This is a genomic window from Chryseobacterium indologenes, from assembly GCF_001295265.1.
GTDB classification, from domain to species: Bacteria; Bacteroidota; Bacteroidia; order Flavobacteriales; family Weeksellaceae; genus Chryseobacterium; species Chryseobacterium indologenes_A.
This window is the reverse complement of the sequence record NZ_LJOD01000006.1, coordinates 159,628-175,365: the sequence shown is the minus strand read 5'-3', so window position 1 is coordinate 175,365 and position 15,738 is coordinate 159,628. Positions and strand designations below refer to the sequence as shown.

Here is a 15,738-nt window from a genome sequence, read left to right as displayed (position 1 = left end):
TCAAAAATAGACAAAAAATAATTTATGAAGAAGATAATTTTATCAACGCTTATTCTTTCCGCCCTTTACAGCTGTAACAAGGAAGGTGCGAAAACAGGAGATACAGCAGCTGAAGACTCACTTTCTGTAAAAGAAAATGCAGCTGCGGAAACAGGTGCTTACGTTTCAAAAGAACTTTCTCCTGAAAATGTAGGGAAATATTTAGCTCAAAGTAATGATACTCTTTATGTAACTAATTTTTTTGCAACATGGTGCGGGCCCTGCATGAGAGAAATTCCTCATTTCAAAAGCAAGATGCAGGAGCTGAAAAACCAGCCTGTTAAATTCACATTCATTAATCTGGATGATAAATCTGAATGGAATAGTTCCGTAAAAAGTTTTGCCCAGCAAAATGATCTGGCTAAAAACATTATTCTTCTGGATGGGCAGCAACTGGACCAGACGTTTTTTGCCAATAACTTCAAACAATGGGACGGCGGCTCCATTCCTTTTACTTATATGAGAAAAGGAGATAAAACCGACGAATATTTAGGAATGATGACAGAAGAGGTTCTGAATTCAAAAATCAGCACCCTTTTAAAATAAAATTTACAGAATTCATTCTGAATAATGTCAAATAAATTCAAGATCCTGTGTTTAATCTTAACAGCTGCCATTATACTGACCGCAGTGATTAATCTGAACACAGGATTTCTCAGTTTAAGTTTTCAGGATTTCTTTCAGGATTCCTCTAACAGCCAGATCGCTGAACTCCGTATTAACCGTGTTCTGGTAATGCTGCTTGCCGGTATATCAATTCCAACTTCCGGATTTTTGATGCAGGAGTATTTCCAGAATCCTTTGGCGGGACCCGATATTCTGGGAATTACTTCAGTGGCCAGTTTGTCTGTTGCGTTTTATATATTCTTTTCTCATGATATTTTAATTCCGGAATTTCTGCAGAATAGTTTTCTCAGTATGTCGGCCATTGCAGGAAGCTTAGTTCTGATGATGGTTTTGCTTTCCATGTCGAATAAATTTCAGGATAAATCTTATCTTATTATTTTCGGATTTCTTGTTTCGGCATTTGCCGGGGCCATTGTTTCCCTTCTTCAGTTCTATGCGGAGAATCAAAGTCTGAAAAACTATATTTTATGGTCATTCGGGGCCAACAATATGGTATCCAGAAATCAGATCTATGTGCTTTCCATTTTAGTGTTCATTGGATTATTTTTCTGTTTTAAAACCATAAAACCTTTGATTGGCAATTCACTGGGAACTTCCTATGCCCAAAGCTTAGGCGTAAATCTGAGCCAGCTGAAAATTCTGATTATTGCGGCTTCTTCCCTGCTCTCAGCATCGATTACCGCATTTTTAGGCCCTATCCTGTTCATAGGAATTATTGTTCCCCATTTCTGCAGGCTGGTCTATAACCCGTCAAAATTGTGGCAGCAATGGATTCTGAATATGTTTCTGGGAATGTTGATTATGCTTCTTTTTTCCATCATTTCAGAAAAAACCCATATTCCGCTTAATGTGATTAGCTCTGTTTTCGGGATACCAGTTATCCTGGTGATGCTTTTGAAACAGAACAGAGTCTAAAAATAGTATTGACGCTATTATTTACCTAAAAATGCTTTCTTATAGCCATACTTGTTGAGGTGTTAACTGTCATAACATTTACTAATGTATCAATCATTCTAGCCTGAATCCTGATCTGTGTACCCGCTGTAAGATTTCCCATCCAGTAAATAGGATTAGTTCCTGAATTTCCACCGCCGGAAGTTCCAAAATAAGAGGTAGCCAGCACTGTATTATCCGTAATATTAAAAATACGGCTCCCAATAGATTTGCTGGTTCCGCCGGTTTGAGCCAAACTTATATTTACACATCCTGTAATAGAATATAATCCTGTTTCCGGAATTGTAAAAACGCCTCCCGTATGGATATTCTGATTATCATAATTTTCGGTGCTGAAATTCACATTTGTCCAGGGAAGATAAGAGTTAGCTGGCCCATATTGATAAGCTGCAACAGGAGACATACCACTAAAAACAAGCTGGGTAGTATTATTATCTGCTATTTCTTGTCGGATATCACTAATTTCACCTATTCCTTCCCATTTTGTACCTGTCCAGATATAAAAAGTATCCTTCCTTACATTATCCGGTGCAGTTCCCGCGTCTGTAAGATTATATATCAGAATTCCCTGATCAGCAACTGTAACAGGAATTACAGAAGTATCATTGATGCTGGAAAGATTGACACGGGGAATCAGCAACCCTTTATCAGAGCTTGAAAGATCCAGTACAGAAGACGGATCGGGAGTTACAGTTCCTATTCCCACCTGTCCTTTCATATCCAAGGAAAGTATCATAAAGAAAAAGACTGTAGAAAAAGAAAATAATATTTTTGAAAACATGATTGATCAGTATTTATAAATATTAATAGTACCAGATTCCAATCTGTAGTTTGAATTGGTATACTGATATGCAAAATTAAGAATGGTATTAGCCGTAAAGTTGTGTGCACTTATATTGGTTGCAAATGCCCGTGAGAGTGTAGGAATATATCTGCCTCGAATCAGCGGCATATTTGTCCCGTTGGTAATCAGTCTATTAGAGAGTGTACCTCCGTCAGGAGCACTTATTTCTGAAATAAATTCTACAATATACTGCCCTTCTCTGGATATTTTATACTGATTGGAATTCCATCCTGAATAATAGTCAAGCTGTATTTCACTGTCAGACAGTATTACATTGGTAAAACCTGCATTGCCTACTGCAATAATCGGTTTTTGTCCTGAACGGGCACTGAAAATAAGCACAGGAATATGAGAATCACTTATACTTTCCTGGATAAGGGAATTATTAGCCTGAAAGCAATACTCATTATTACTTTTCCACCAACTAAGGCTTTTCCCGATATTAGCTGCAATATTATTGTTGGAATTATACACCATAATCCCGTTTGCAGGAGAAGAAATAGGAGACGCACCATCAGTTTTATTTAAAATAGATAATACAGGCACTTTCAATGCCTTTTCATTACTGTCCAGTTTTAACATAGCTCCCGGAGTTATATTATAAGATCCTATCACCACCTGAGCATTACAACAACACGCTGTAAGGACGAAAAAGAAAAAAAGTTTTCTTATTACCATAATTAAATTTCTTATATTTTATTTAAAGATCTTTGATATAGATACATTGGTATGTGTAGTCTGGTAATTAACGTTTATACCTCTTATCTGAAAAGTTATAATATCACCTATTGCTAAATCTGCTGAAACCGTTCCTGAGATCCCTCCAAACTGAAATTGCCTTTCAACAGCATAGGTATTAATAACGACACCGTTTTTAAGAATGGTAAATATGATATATCCCATATTGGCGTTGGCAGCCATAATGCCCGCATTATAGGTAATACTATATTTACCTGTTTCTTTAACAGCATATCCTGTGTAGGCACTAACAGGTCCCTGTGCTCCGGCTGGACTATCCCTGTAAAGACTGTTGAATGTAAGGTTATTAATGCTTCCTGCCGTGAAAACCGGAGAAGTAGTTGTATTGCCCGCTGCAAATACAGCCTTTATAAATGGAACTTTACTTATTTCCGTATTGATTTCAGATCTGGTCAGCATTTTCTCCCATACCTGTCCGTTATACGCATATATTCCTTTTGATACAGTAGCATCTCCCGTTCCTGAAATGTTTTGATTGTAAACTACAAATCCTGTTTTAGGGTTTGCAATAGTTGTAATGTCTTTAGTAGATAATAAAGAAACCACAGGAAGCATTACTCCTTTATCAGATGACTCTATATGCAGAAGAGCTGACGGATGAGGACTAGAAGTTCCTATCCCCATATTACCTCTCTGTGCATTCAGCCTGACGATAGAGACCAACAAAAACAGAAAAATCAAATGTGTTTTTTTCATTTTAAAACTTATTAACCAGTTATTATCCTTTCATAAAAATTTAAAAATAGTTTACTGATGAATAATGTTATTCACTGCAACGGTGCTGAGAAACTTTTATTCATAGATCAATTTTTGCAAAAGAAATTTTATCTGGTATTAAAAATATGATGGCTTGTTTTATTAACACAACCGGAATCGTTGCAGATAGTAAATTTTTCATCATAGTTAAAGTATTTTTGGTTATCAATTGCGAACAGCAAATTTACTTTTTGGGTCCAATTTTCAGTTAACTCTATTTTCCAATTAACAATTATTTTTCATTAAAAATAGCTGCCAGCATCAACAAAAAAAACACAATTAATTGAATATCAAAATATTAAATACAAACACAAATTACAAATTCAATTTATTTATTTCTCCGTTAATTAACATTTTTAATAACAAAAAGCTAAAAGTAAAACCATTACTTTTCCAGAACCTGTTTAAATTTTATTCAATTTTTCTTCAGGTTCACGAAAAAGGTTAGACAAAGATTATAAAATTAAAATCTGAACAGTTTAAATTTAAATCAGTCATATCGTAAAGAAATATCAGGAAATCAGTATTTTTGTGAAATACATTTGCATCAGTACTCAACATGTTTCTACGGATCAATCAGATAAATATCGGCTATAATAAAACTTTAATTTCCAATGCTAATGCAGATTTAAGGCTTGGGGAGGTATGTTTACTGATCGGAAACAACGGGGTGGGGAAAACAACTTTAATAAAATCAATACTCCATCAGCTGCCTTTACTCGATGGTGAAATCCTGATTAATGGTAAAAATGTAAAAAGTCTTTCTGTGAAGGAAATCGCAGAAAATATTGCGGTGGTTTTTTCGAAATCGAATATCCCCCGGCATCATACCGTTGAAGATCTTATTTCACTTGGGAAATACATTTACTACCCTTTTTATTTTGAACTGAAGAAAGAAGACCGGGAAGAAGTTTATCATATTATAGAAGAACTTGATCTGGTCCAATACAGACATACGCCACTTAAAAATCTCTCGGACGGAAATCTGCAGAAAGCATTTATAGGCCGTGCCATTACACAGAACTCTCCTGTGATTATCCTTGATGAGCCCACCACACACCTGGATGAGAAAAACAAAATAATTATTTTAAAAACCCTTCGTAAACTGGCTAAGAAGCAAAACAAAATCATTTTATTCTCATCCCATGACTGGCGTTTGGCCAAAGAATTTGCAGACAAGATCTGGTATGTGAAAGATCAGCAGCTTTTTTCAGGGATTGTTGAAGATGTCCTTCTGCAGTATGATGAATTAACCAACGCTTCTTTATTTCAGGTTAATGACCGTTTTGTTCCTCCATCTATAACAGCACCACAAGTTCATAAGGAAATGCTGTATTCTTTACTACAGAAAAACTTTGAAAAAGATCTTTCTTCTTTTAATTTCGACTATAAGAATGAAATTTGGGAGATTCGTAATAACAACTTCAATCATCAATGCGAATCTTTTGAAGAAATAGTTAATTTCATCAAAAACATTCACCAATACTAGGTTTTCTTTAATTAATTCACATATTATGCATGCATAATATTATGCTTGTCATACAATTTAACCCTCTTATTACCAGATTATTAACAAAATTTAACGTTAATAAATACTATGCATGCATAATATTTACTAAATTTGGGTAACACCATTAGTACGAAAGATGGATAATAACAAGGAAAAAATAGAAAACGTAGATCTCATTTTGAAGCAGACATGGTTAGCTGTTTCTAAAATGTACACAGAATTGGCACAGGAACATGATTCTACAGCTGTTCAGGCCCTAACTCTTCTTAAGATTGATCCAAAAGAAGGAACGAGAAGTACCAATCTTGGCCCCAAAATGGCCATTGAGCCTACTTCCCTGACCCGGATCATCAAACTTCTGGAAGACAACGGATATATCTATAAGGAAAAGACGACCACTGATAAAAGAGAAGTGATCATCAAGCTTACAGACAAAGGACTGAACTCAAGAAACATGTCTAAAGAAGTTGTTGTTAACTTCAATAAGAAAGTGATGGAAAAGATCGCTCCTGAAAAACTGGAAACCTTCAAAGAAGTCATGTCTGAAATCATGAAGATTGCCAACGAATTATTAAACAACAGAAAATAAGCGATCATATCACCACAAGGTTATATGACCTTTAGAAACAATAAAAATTTACATATGAAAAGAAGAATCAAACATGTAACGGTTCTTGGTTCAGGAATTATGGGGAGCGGTATTGCAGCACACTTTGCCAATATCGGCGTGGAAGTGGCACTTTTGGATATCGTCCCTTTTGAACTGACTGAAGCTGAGCAGAAAAAAGGTTTGACCAAAGATGATAAGGCAGTAAGAAACAGAATTGCTGCTGAAAACTTTGAAAAACTAAAAAAAGCGAGTCCGGCACTCCTTTATTCTCCAAAATTTGCAGACAGAATAAAGATAGGAAACTTTGATGATGATCTTCAGAAAATCAAAAATACAGACTGGATTATTGAAGTTGTAGTTGAAAGACTTGACATCAAAAAATCGGTTTACGAAAAAATTGAACAGTTCAGAAAAACGGGAACATTAATTTCTTCCAATACATCCGGAATTCCAATCCATCTGCTGACGGAAGGAAGAAGCGAAGATTTCAAAAAATATTTCGCAGGAACTCACTTTTTCAATCCGGTAAGGTACCTTCCTCTTCTTGAAATTATCCCTACCAATGATACAGATCCGGAAATCATAGATTTTTATATGAACTACGGAGCAAAATTTTTAGGCAAAACAACCGTTCTGGCTAAAGATACTCCAGCATTCATCGCCAACAGAATTGGAGTATTCTCTATGATGGATCTTCTTCACAACGTACAAAAACTGGGTCTTACTGTTTCTGACGTTGATAAACTGACTGGTCCTGTGATTGGACGTCCTAAATCTGCTACATTCAGAACCGCTGACGTTGTAGGTCTTGACACCTTAGTAATGGTAGCGAATGGTGTACGCCAAAGCGGTGCCGAAGCAAACGATTTCAATGATGTGTTTGCTCTTCCTGATTACATCCAGAAAATGATGGATAACAAATGGCTGGGCTCAAAAACAGAACAGGGATTCTATAAAAAAGTTAAAAATGCAGAAGGAAAATCTGAAATTCACGGATTAAATCTTGATACCTTAGAATATGAACTTCAGGGAAAATCTTCTTTTCCTACCCTGGAGTTAACAAAAGCTATTGATAAACCCATTGACAGATTCAAAGTACTGATTGGCGGTAAAGATAAAGCCGGTGAACTTTACAGAAAGTCTTTAGGAGCACTATTCGCCTATGTTTCGCATAAAGTTCCTGAAATTTCTGACGAAGTTTATAAAATTGACGATGCCATGAGAGCCGGTTTCGGATGGGAAAACGGACCATTTGAAATCTGGGATGCCGTAGGTGTTCAAAAAGGTATTGAACTGGCTAAAGATGCAGGATATGAAGTTTCAGACTGGGTAAAAAATGTTGAGACTTTCTATAAAGTAAATGAAGAAGGGCAAAGCATTTATGTTGATAAAAATTCAGGAGAATACAACAAAATTCCGGGACAGGACGCTTTTATTATCCTCGATAATATCAGAAAAAACAAAACGCTTTGGAGTAATTCAGGAGCCGCAATTGAAGATCTTGGTGACGGAATCATCAACTTTGAAATCCGGTCAAAAATGAATTCACTTGGAGGCGAAGTTTTAGATGGGCTTAACAGAGCTATTGATTTAGCAGAAAAAGAATATGACGGATTAGTAGTAGGAAACCAAGGGGCAAACTTCTCTGTAGGAGCTAACCTTGCCATGATTCTCATGATGGCTATTGAACAGGATTGGGACGATCTGAATATGGCGATCGCTTACTTCCAGAAATCCATGATGAGAGTACGCTACTCCTCTATTCCTGTTGTCGTTGCTCCTCACGGAATGACTTTAGGGGGCGGATGTGAAATGACGATGCACGCTGACCGGGTAGTTGCAGCAGCAGAAACATATATAGGACTTGTAGAAACAGGTGTTGGCGTAATTCCCGGAGGCGGCGGAACAAAAGAACTTACTTTAAGAACTTCCAGAGAATTCCACAACGATGACGTTAAAAATAACAGGCTTCGTGATGCCTTCATGAATATTGCTATGGGTAAAGTAGCCACATCAGCCTATGAAGCCTACGATATGGGAATCCTTGAAAAAGGTAAAGATATTGTCTCCATAAGCAAAAACAGACAGATTGCCGAAGCCAAAAAGGTAGCAAAACTATTGGCAGAACAAGGCTATACCCAACCTATCGAGCAAAAAGTAAAAGTTCTTGGTAAAGATGCATTAGGAATGTTCTACGTAGGAACCGACCAGATGCTTACCGGAAATTACATCTCTGAACACGATAAGAAAATTGCTGATAAACTGGCCAACGTGATGGTAGGTGGAAATCTATCCGAACCAACAGTTGTAACGGAACAGTATCTACTGAACCTTGAAAGAGAAACATTCCTTCAGCTTTGTGGTGAAAGAAAAACTCTGGAAAGAATCCAATATATGTTGCAAAACGGGAAACCCTTGAGAAACTAACGGGGAGCTCCATAGGAGCGAACTGTTAATAGATGAGTAATATACAATTTTGTAGAGCCTCGTAGAGGCGACCTGTTAATGTATGGCAAACACCTACACTCAGATTTATATTCAAATTGTTTTCGCCGTAAAAGGAAGACAGAATCTGATTTCAAAAGAAAACAGAGAGGAATTACATAAATACATCACTGGTATTGCCTGCAACAGAAATCAAAAATTATTCGCAGTTTTTGCAATGCCTGACCATGTCCATATTCTTGTAAGTATGAATCCGACACTTTCGGTTTCAGATTTAGTAAGAGATATTAAAGCGGGTTCTTCAAAATTCATCAATGAAAAAGGATGGATCAATGGAAAATTCAATTGGCAGGAAGGGTACGGAGCTTTTTCTTATTCTAAAAGCAGTGTTGATTCTGTTGTAAAATATATTTTAAATCAGGAAGAACATCATAAAAAGAAAACTTTTAGAGAAGAATACCTGGATTTTATGTCAAAATTTGAGATAGAACATGATCCAAAATATTTATTTGAATGGATTAATGATTAACAGGTCGCTCCTATGGAGCTCCACAAAGATGCAACAACAAATATCTATGAACAGTTGACCTCCACGAGGCAAAAAATTCTTACAACAATTTAATTAAACAAAAAAAATGAAAACAGCATACATCGTAAAAGGATTCAGATCAGCAGTAGGAAAAGCACCAAAAGGTTCCCTACGCTTTACACGTCCTGACGTAATGGCAGCTACCGTTATTGAAAAATTAATGGCAGAGCTTCCGCAATTAGATAAAAACAGAATTGATGACCTTATTGTAGGAAATGCAATGCCTGAAGCTGAGCAGGGGCTTAATGTTGCCCGTCTGATCTCTCTAATGGGGTTAAATACAGATAAAGTTCCGGGAGTAACAGTAAACAGATACTGTGCATCAGGAAGTGAAGCAATTGCTATTGCTTCAGCGAAAATCCAGGCAGGGATGGCCGACTGTATTATCGCGGGAGGTACAGAATCTATGTCTTATATTCCGATGGGTGGTTATAAGCCGGTTCCCGAAACGGATATTGCAAAAACAAACCCTGATTACTACTGGGGAATGGGCTATACAGCTGAAGAAGTAGCTAAACAATATCACATTACAAGAGAAGAGCAGGATCAGTTTGCTTTTGAATCTCATATGAAAGCTTTAAAAGCCAACGCAGAAGGGAAATTTGCCAATCAGATTGTTCCTATTCCTGTAGAATATAACTTCTTAGATGAAAATCAGAAAATGCAGACTAAAAAGTTTGATTTTTCAGTAGATGAAGGACCAAGGGCAGATACTTCGCTGGCAGGTCTGGCAAAATTAAAACCTGTATTCGCCAACGGGGGGAGCGTTACAGCCGGAAACTCATCTCAAATGAGTGACGGAGCTGCTTTCGTAATGGTAATGAGCGAAGAAATGGTAAAAGAGTTAGGATTACAGCCGGAGGCAAGATTAGTGGCTTATGCTGCTGCAGGCCTTGAGCCGAGAATCATGGGAATGGGTCCAATCTACGCTATTCCAAAGGCATTAAAACAGGCTGGTTTAGAACTAAAAGACATTGATCTGATTGAGCTTAACGAAGCTTTCGCTTCTCAATCGGTTGCAATTAAAAAAGAATTAGGCTTAAATCCTGATATCCTGAACGTAAACGGAGGAGCGATTGCTCTGGGCCACCCGCTTGGATGTACCGGAACCAAACTTACCGTTCAGCTTCTTGACGAAATGAGAAGACGCGGCAACAAATACGGAATGGTTTCTATGTGTGTGGGAACGGGCCAGGGAGCGGCTTCTATTTTTGAACTACTTTAATTAATTATAGATTTTAAATTATAAATTTTAGATGAGTTTCAAACAAGACAATTTGATCCAAATAAAAAGAAATAGAAATGATTATTAATATTTTGACTAAAATCATTAAAACATCATCTGAAAATTTATAACGACAAAATCTAATTTAAAAATTTATAATCTAAAATTTAAAATAATAACAAATGAGCAATATACTTAAGGGTGGAGAATTCCTAATCAAAGAAATTCCTGCAAACGAAATCTTCAGTATTGAAGAATTAAATGAAGAACAAAAAATGCTTCGTGATTCTGCGAAAGAATTTATAGACAGAGAAGTAGTTCCTCAGAAAGAGCGTTTTGAAAAGAAAGACTACGCCTTTACTGAAGAAACCATGCGTAAGCTTGGTGAAATGGGAATGCTTGGGATTGCTGTTCCTGAAGAATACGGAGGTCTTGGAATGGGCTTTGTAACTACAATGCTTGCCTGCGATTATATTTCAGGAGTTACAGGTTCATTGGCAACTGCTTACGGGGCACACACCGGAATCGGGACCCTTCCTATTGTTCTTTACGGAACTGAAGAGCAGAAGAATAAATACCTTCCGGACCTTGCAACAGGAGCAAAATTCGGGGCTTATTGCTTAACTGAGCCGGATGCAGGTTCGGATGCGAACTCCGGAAAAACAAGAGCGAAACTTTCTGAAGATGGAAAACATTATATCATCAACGGGCAGAAAATGTGGATCTCCAATGCAGGTTTTGCTGATACATTCACCCTGTTTGCTAAGATTGATGATGACAAAAACATCACCGGTTTCGTTATCAACAGATCTGAGCTTGAAAATCCTGAAAGCCTTACCTTTGGGGAAGAAGAGCATAAATTAGGTATCCGTGCCTCCTCTACCCGTCAGGTTTTCTTCAATGATATGAAGGTTCCAGTGGAAAACCTACTGGGAGAAAGAAACAACGGGTTCAAGATTGCACTAAACGCTTTAAACGTTGGCCGTATCAAATTAGCAGCTGCATGTCTTGATGCACAGAGAAGAATTTTAAATCACTCTATCCAGTATTCTAATGAAAGAAAACAGTTTGGAGTTTCTATTTCTACTTTTGGAGCCATCAGAAAGAAAATTGCAGAAATGGCAACCGGAGTTTTCGTTAGTGAGGCAGGATCCTACAGAGCAGCTAAAAACATTCAGGATAAAATTGATGAGCTTGTAGCCGGAGGAATGGATCATCAGGCAGCAGAGCTTAAAGGAGTTGAGGAATTTGCAGTAGAATGTTCAATTCTTAAAGTTTTCGTTTCAGATCTTGCTCAGCATACAGCAGATGAAGGTATCCAGGTTTACGGAGGTATGGGATTCTCTGAAGATACTCCAATGGAAGCAGCATGGAGAGATTCAAGAATTTCCAGAATTTATGAAGGAACCAATGAAATCAACAGGTTATTAGCGGTTGGAATGCTTATTAAAAGAGCAATGAAGGGAGAACTTGACTTGTTGTCTCCGGCAATGGCTATCAGCAAAGAATTAATGGGAATTCCTTCATTTGAGGTTCCTGATTATTCTGAATTTATGAGTGAGGAAAAATCAATCATTGCTAACCTTAAGAAAGTATTCCTTATGGTTTCCGGAGCAGCGCTTCAGAAATATATGATGGATATTGAAAAACAGCAGCACTTATTATTGAATGCATCCGAGATCCTTAACCAGATCTATATGGCAGAATCTGCAGTTTTAAGAGCTGAAAAGCACTTTGCTCCGGACTCTGTAGAAGCGGCTATGGCACAGCTTAACCTTTATAAAGCTGTTGAAAAGATTATTGTTGCAGCTAAAGAAGGAATTGTTTCTTTCGCTGAAGGAGATGAGCAGAGAATGATGCTTTCAGGATTAAGAAGATTCACGAAATATACCAACCACCCGAATGTAGTGGCACTCACTGAAAAAGTGGCTGCTCATTATATCGAAAAAGGAGCTTATTAGTCTTTTATACATAAATTTGATTAAAGCGTCTCACCTTTCTGAGGCGCTTTTTTTATTGAATATCAACAGAAAAAAACGGTATCTTGTTGTACTATTCTAAAGAAGACGTATGAAAATAATAACATCTGCAGTATTGATTTTAATGCTTTCTGCATGCAATAAAGAACAGAACAGAAACCACACTCTTAACAATGATAATTTTTTCCGGCAAGAACCATGTGCCTGTGAAAAAGCAATAAAGACAGATACTATCATTAGTGCCACAGATATACGACTGAAAAAAGAAGCCAAAAATATTACACTGGTCTTCCGTTGTGCTTCAATCGTCACCGGAACAGCATCTGTAAGTGATGTTCATGGAAATAATGAACATTGCGAAGCCCTATATGATGTTCAATGTGTCTCATCTGTTGATGCCCGATTGCAGCTGTCCGGTGATTTTAAATATTTTACAGATCAGCTCCGGTTGCAGCAACTCTTTTTTGAGGATCTGAAAAGCAATGCAGAGTATTATTTTGAATTCAGATTAGATAAAGACAGAAAAATTAATTCCATTTCAAGGCTGCCTATCAGATAAACCTGAAAAAGCATATTTAAATTTATCAGGCTTAATTCTCTTAAGGTTTTCAGGACATTATGATCTCCCCCCCTTATTCTTTTTTATCAGATAATGTAATAGGATGAAGTCATGAGTTGTCTTATAATATCAGGAAGTTCCCGGATAACGGAAACTTAATATTTTAATTTAAAATTACAACACATGAAAGCCTTATTATTTCCTTTCCTTCTAATTTCAGCAGGAGTTTCTGCCCAAAAAACCGACAAACAACTGCCTCTTCTGCCCAAAACAGATACTCTTAAGATCTTGAAACAGGGAAAGCTGGAGGTCCTGTCCGTTGAAAAACTGAACGCAACCTCTAAAAAAGAATATAAAGACCTGTATAAAATCCTTACTGTAAAGCCTGATACTTCTCTTTATCTGGCATTAAAAGAGCCCAAGATAGACACATCTAAATATAAGATCTTAAACGTTATTATTCCTGAAAAACAAAAACCGGAAGAAAAGAAAATCATTCCATCTAAATAAATTAACGAAAAGGCCCGGCTGAGGCCGGACCTATATCCTGTTTTCTATTTACTTCTCTTCTTTTTTACAAAAGTTAGTTCAAATTATTCTATTGGCATCCCCAGGTTTTTATAATAATGACCATCAATTAAAAAATAACCTATTCCAAAATTAAAGCCTGTTCTATCTTTAAAAAATTCTTCAAGAGTACAAATAGAGCCTTGCTTTTTCTTATTCTTTTTTATTCTTTTTTATAAAAAATCCGTAAGATTCTTCTTTACATTCCTTACATTTTATGACTGTTTTTATATGGGGAATAGTATCATATTTAAATCCGTTGCTTTTATTATATGTAATATTTTCTTTATTAATTAAAGTAACATAGTATTCATTTTTACTATTTGTATTTCTTAATACAACAGAATCACTCTTTTTAACTTCTATTATTTGCGGGTAAATATTGATATTCATCAATAATAAAAGTATAGGTATTCTATTTTTTATAATTCCCATAACTAATATACTGTTAATGTAAAAAAGGGGGAAGGCCTCACTGTCAACATATTTTAAAATGGAATTTTATAAAAATCTATTTTCTCTGGTAGATTCTTTTCTTCTTTTCTTTCCCCATTTTTGAAAAAAATTTGTTTTTCTTTAACATAGAAAAAACCCTTTTTGCCTTGTTGCAGCGTTTTTACTTCTTTTTCTTTTGGTTCTTCTTCGTCATAATAATAGGTTGTGACAATTATTTGTTCTTTTTTTTCATCATAAGATGAATCATAACTTTGTACAATCCTATTTTCAATCTGAATTGGAGGAGGGTTATGTGGACTTATACGCATTTCAGTACTTTTTTTTAATTGATAAACAAAAGAGCCAATGTATTGCTTTCTGTTATCTCTTATTAGAACTTCAGAAAAAGAGTTGAATTTCCCTTCAGGCTGATAATTATACTCATATTCTAACGTATACTTATACTTTCCAAATTTTATATCTGTTTTTTTTACTTCGTAAATATTATTCTGAGCAATTAACCCAAAAGATGATAATAGAAATAGTATTAATGTTATTTTTCTCATAGTTTCTAATTTAGTTCCCAAATATAAATATGTTTTATACCTCCTTTAACAAATTCTCCATTAGAAGATGTAAAATTTGCTCCACCTGAGATATATCCATTTTTAATCATATCAACATGTCTTCTTTCTTAAATAATAATACAACTTTGTGAATACAGAAATCCGATATTGATATAAACTAAGATCGCTAAAAATTTATTTAAAGTTCCCATAACAATATATCATGACTATTTAGAAGATTATTATAATCTTTTCAGATCATAAAGTAAAGCCATTTCAATTCCTTTGAAAAAACATTTTAATATTTCTACTATGTATTATAGAAGCCTACTTCTATAAAGAAGAAAACTGTTTAATTTGCACTTTTTTAGCATTAGAATTCTTATCTATAATAAAAACATTTTTATACATCCCCACAATCCAAAGAATATTATCAATAGTACTGTGTTTGGTCAATTCTTCATAAGTAATCAGGTTTTGTATCTTGCGTTTGCCTGTTTTTACAGGCTCATTATCACCTTGTTTACTTACATAGGTTATTTCCAGCGTAGGTATAGAGCGCCCGGCTATTGAAATTTGCCGGGATAATGTTCCTCCGGGAAGCACTTTGAAAGTAACAATTTGTCCCTGATTGCATGGAGCTCCTATCTCTATTAAGTAAGATTCCAATTTCATTGTTTTATCTGATATAACAGACTTGGCAGGATATGGAATCTCAATATATAAATTCTCTCCTGTATATAAACTTTCCGGTTTCTTATCCTGGGAATAAAAGAAAGAGATTGAAAAGCAGAAAAGAGAGAACAGTAAAGTTTTCATTTTTAATGTCAGATAATTAATATTTTTCACAAACTCTACCATCTACACAACAGATTTATATTTCAGTATCTATAATATGATTTCAAAATCCTGGATTTTTAACCTCTATTAATGAATCCACATTTTTTATGCTTTTCCATTTTTTATATTGGATTACAGTAATAGAGTCTAGTTTCTTACTTTCATAAAAATTTAAGCAATGTTATAAAACCTTTTTCCCTGCATTTGCTTCAGAAGAAGTTTGTATAAAATTGAGAGAATCTTTTTTAATCAATTTATATTCATTTATTGAAATTTCTGTCAGTTCTTCTGAAAATATATTTTGCATTATTGGATTATAGAAGGTTTTATCTATCTGCGTTAACCTTGATGCCAGACTTTTATCGTTATAGCCATATAATAAACAGTTACAAAAAGCAGCCTGCTTAAATTCTTCCTTAAAGTTTTTAATATAA

At 35.5% G+C, this 15,738-nt stretch carries 16 protein-coding genes; 10 read left to right on the top strand and 6 right to left on the bottom strand.

Annotation, left to right across the window (positions count from 1 at the left end):
• Positions 1-24: 24 nt before the first annotated feature.
• Both AOB46_RS11070 and AOB46_RS11065 read left to right on the top strand, forming a co-directional pair.
• Positions 25-585 (top strand): TlpA family protein disulfide reductase, encoded by a 561-nt coding sequence (locus tag AOB46_RS11070; RefSeq protein WP_062699262.1) that lies wholly within the window; start codon positions 25-27, stop codon positions 583-585.
• Between the two features lie 24 nt (positions 586-609).
• Positions 610-1,581, top strand: coding sequence for an iron ABC transporter permease (locus tag AOB46_RS11065; protein WP_062699260.1), 972 nt, complete (start codon positions 610-612; stop codon positions 1,579-1,581).
• 25 nt (positions 1,582-1,606) lie between these two features.
• On the opposite strand, the gene AOB46_RS11060 is transcribed toward AOB46_RS11065, so the two are convergent.
• From AOB46_RS11060 to AOB46_RS11050, 3 genes are read right to left on the bottom strand one after another with little or no spacing between them, the layout of a single operon-like run.
• Positions 1,607-2,356, bottom strand: coding sequence for a hypothetical protein (locus AOB46_RS11060; RefSeq protein WP_062699258.1), 750 nt, complete (start codon positions 2,354-2,356; stop codon positions 1,607-1,609).
• 51 nt (positions 2,357-2,407) lie between these two features.
• A complete protein-coding gene (locus AOB46_RS11055) occupies positions 2,408-3,142 on the bottom strand; it encodes a hypothetical protein (RefSeq protein ID WP_131724355.1) in 735 nt (244 codons plus the stop codon).
• Between the two features lie 18 nt (positions 3,143-3,160).
• Positions 3,161-3,919, bottom strand: coding sequence for a hypothetical protein (locus tag AOB46_RS11050; protein ID WP_062699254.1), 759 nt, complete (start codon positions 3,917-3,919; stop codon positions 3,161-3,163).
• A 619-nt stretch (positions 3,920-4,538) separates the two neighbouring features.
• Here AOB46_RS11050 and AOB46_RS11045 point away from each other — a divergent pair.
• The 8 genes from AOB46_RS11045 (at position 4,539) to AOB46_RS11010 (ending at position 13,406) form a co-directional block, all read left to right on the top strand.
• A complete protein-coding gene (locus AOB46_RS11045; protein WP_062699252.1) occupies positions 4,539-5,468 on the top strand; it encodes an ABC transporter ATP-binding protein in 930 nt (309 codons plus the stop codon).
• 157 nt (positions 5,469-5,625) lie between these two features.
• A complete protein-coding gene (locus AOB46_RS11040; protein ID WP_062699250.1) occupies positions 5,626-6,078 on the top strand; it encodes a MarR family winged helix-turn-helix transcriptional regulator in 453 nt (150 codons plus the stop codon).
• Between the two features lie 54 nt (positions 6,079-6,132).
• Complete coding sequence (locus AOB46_RS11035) at positions 6,133-8,526, top strand: 3-hydroxyacyl-CoA dehydrogenase/enoyl-CoA hydratase family protein (protein ID WP_062699248.1); 2,394 nt, start codon at positions 6,133-6,135, stop codon at positions 8,524-8,526.
• Positions 8,527-8,608: 82 nt separating this feature from the next.
• Entirely contained in the window at positions 8,609-9,073 is a 465-nt protein-coding gene (tnpA, locus tag AOB46_RS11030) for an IS200/IS605 family transposase (RefSeq protein WP_062699246.1), read from the top strand.
• A 106-nt stretch (positions 9,074-9,179) separates the two neighbouring features.
• Positions 9,180-10,358: a thiolase family protein gene (locus tag AOB46_RS11025; protein WP_062699244.1), complete on the top strand. Its 1,179-nt coding sequence runs from the start codon at positions 9,180-9,182 to the stop codon at positions 10,356-10,358.
• 182 nt (positions 10,359-10,540) lie between these two features.
• A complete protein-coding gene (locus AOB46_RS11020; protein ID WP_062699242.1) occupies positions 10,541-12,319 on the top strand; it encodes an acyl-CoA dehydrogenase family protein in 1,779 nt (592 codons plus the stop codon).
• A gap of 109 nt (positions 12,320-12,428) precedes the next feature.
• Positions 12,429-12,896, top strand: coding sequence for a hypothetical protein (locus AOB46_RS11015; protein WP_131724354.1), 468 nt, complete (start codon positions 12,429-12,431; stop codon positions 12,894-12,896).
• Between the two features lie 183 nt (positions 12,897-13,079).
• Positions 13,080-13,406 (top strand): hypothetical protein, encoded by a 327-nt coding sequence (locus AOB46_RS11010; RefSeq protein WP_062699238.1) that lies wholly within the window; start codon positions 13,080-13,082, stop codon positions 13,404-13,406.
• A 210-nt stretch (positions 13,407-13,616) separates the two neighbouring features.
• Here the strand turns inward: AOB46_RS11010 and AOB46_RS11005 are convergent, their stop codons facing one another.
• The 3 genes from AOB46_RS11005 to AOB46_RS10995 form a co-directional block, all read right to left on the bottom strand.
• A complete protein-coding gene (locus AOB46_RS11005; protein WP_062699236.1) occupies positions 13,617-13,898 on the bottom strand; it encodes a hypothetical protein in 282 nt (93 codons plus the stop codon).
• 53 nt (positions 13,899-13,951) lie between these two features.
• Entirely contained in the window at positions 13,952-14,464 is a 513-nt protein-coding gene (locus AOB46_RS11000) for a hypothetical protein (RefSeq protein WP_062699235.1), read from the bottom strand.
• Between the two features lie 333 nt (positions 14,465-14,797).
• A complete protein-coding gene (locus AOB46_RS10995; protein ID WP_131724353.1) occupies positions 14,798-15,283 on the bottom strand; it encodes a hypothetical protein in 486 nt (161 codons plus the stop codon).
• Positions 15,284-15,738 lie beyond the last annotated feature (455 nt).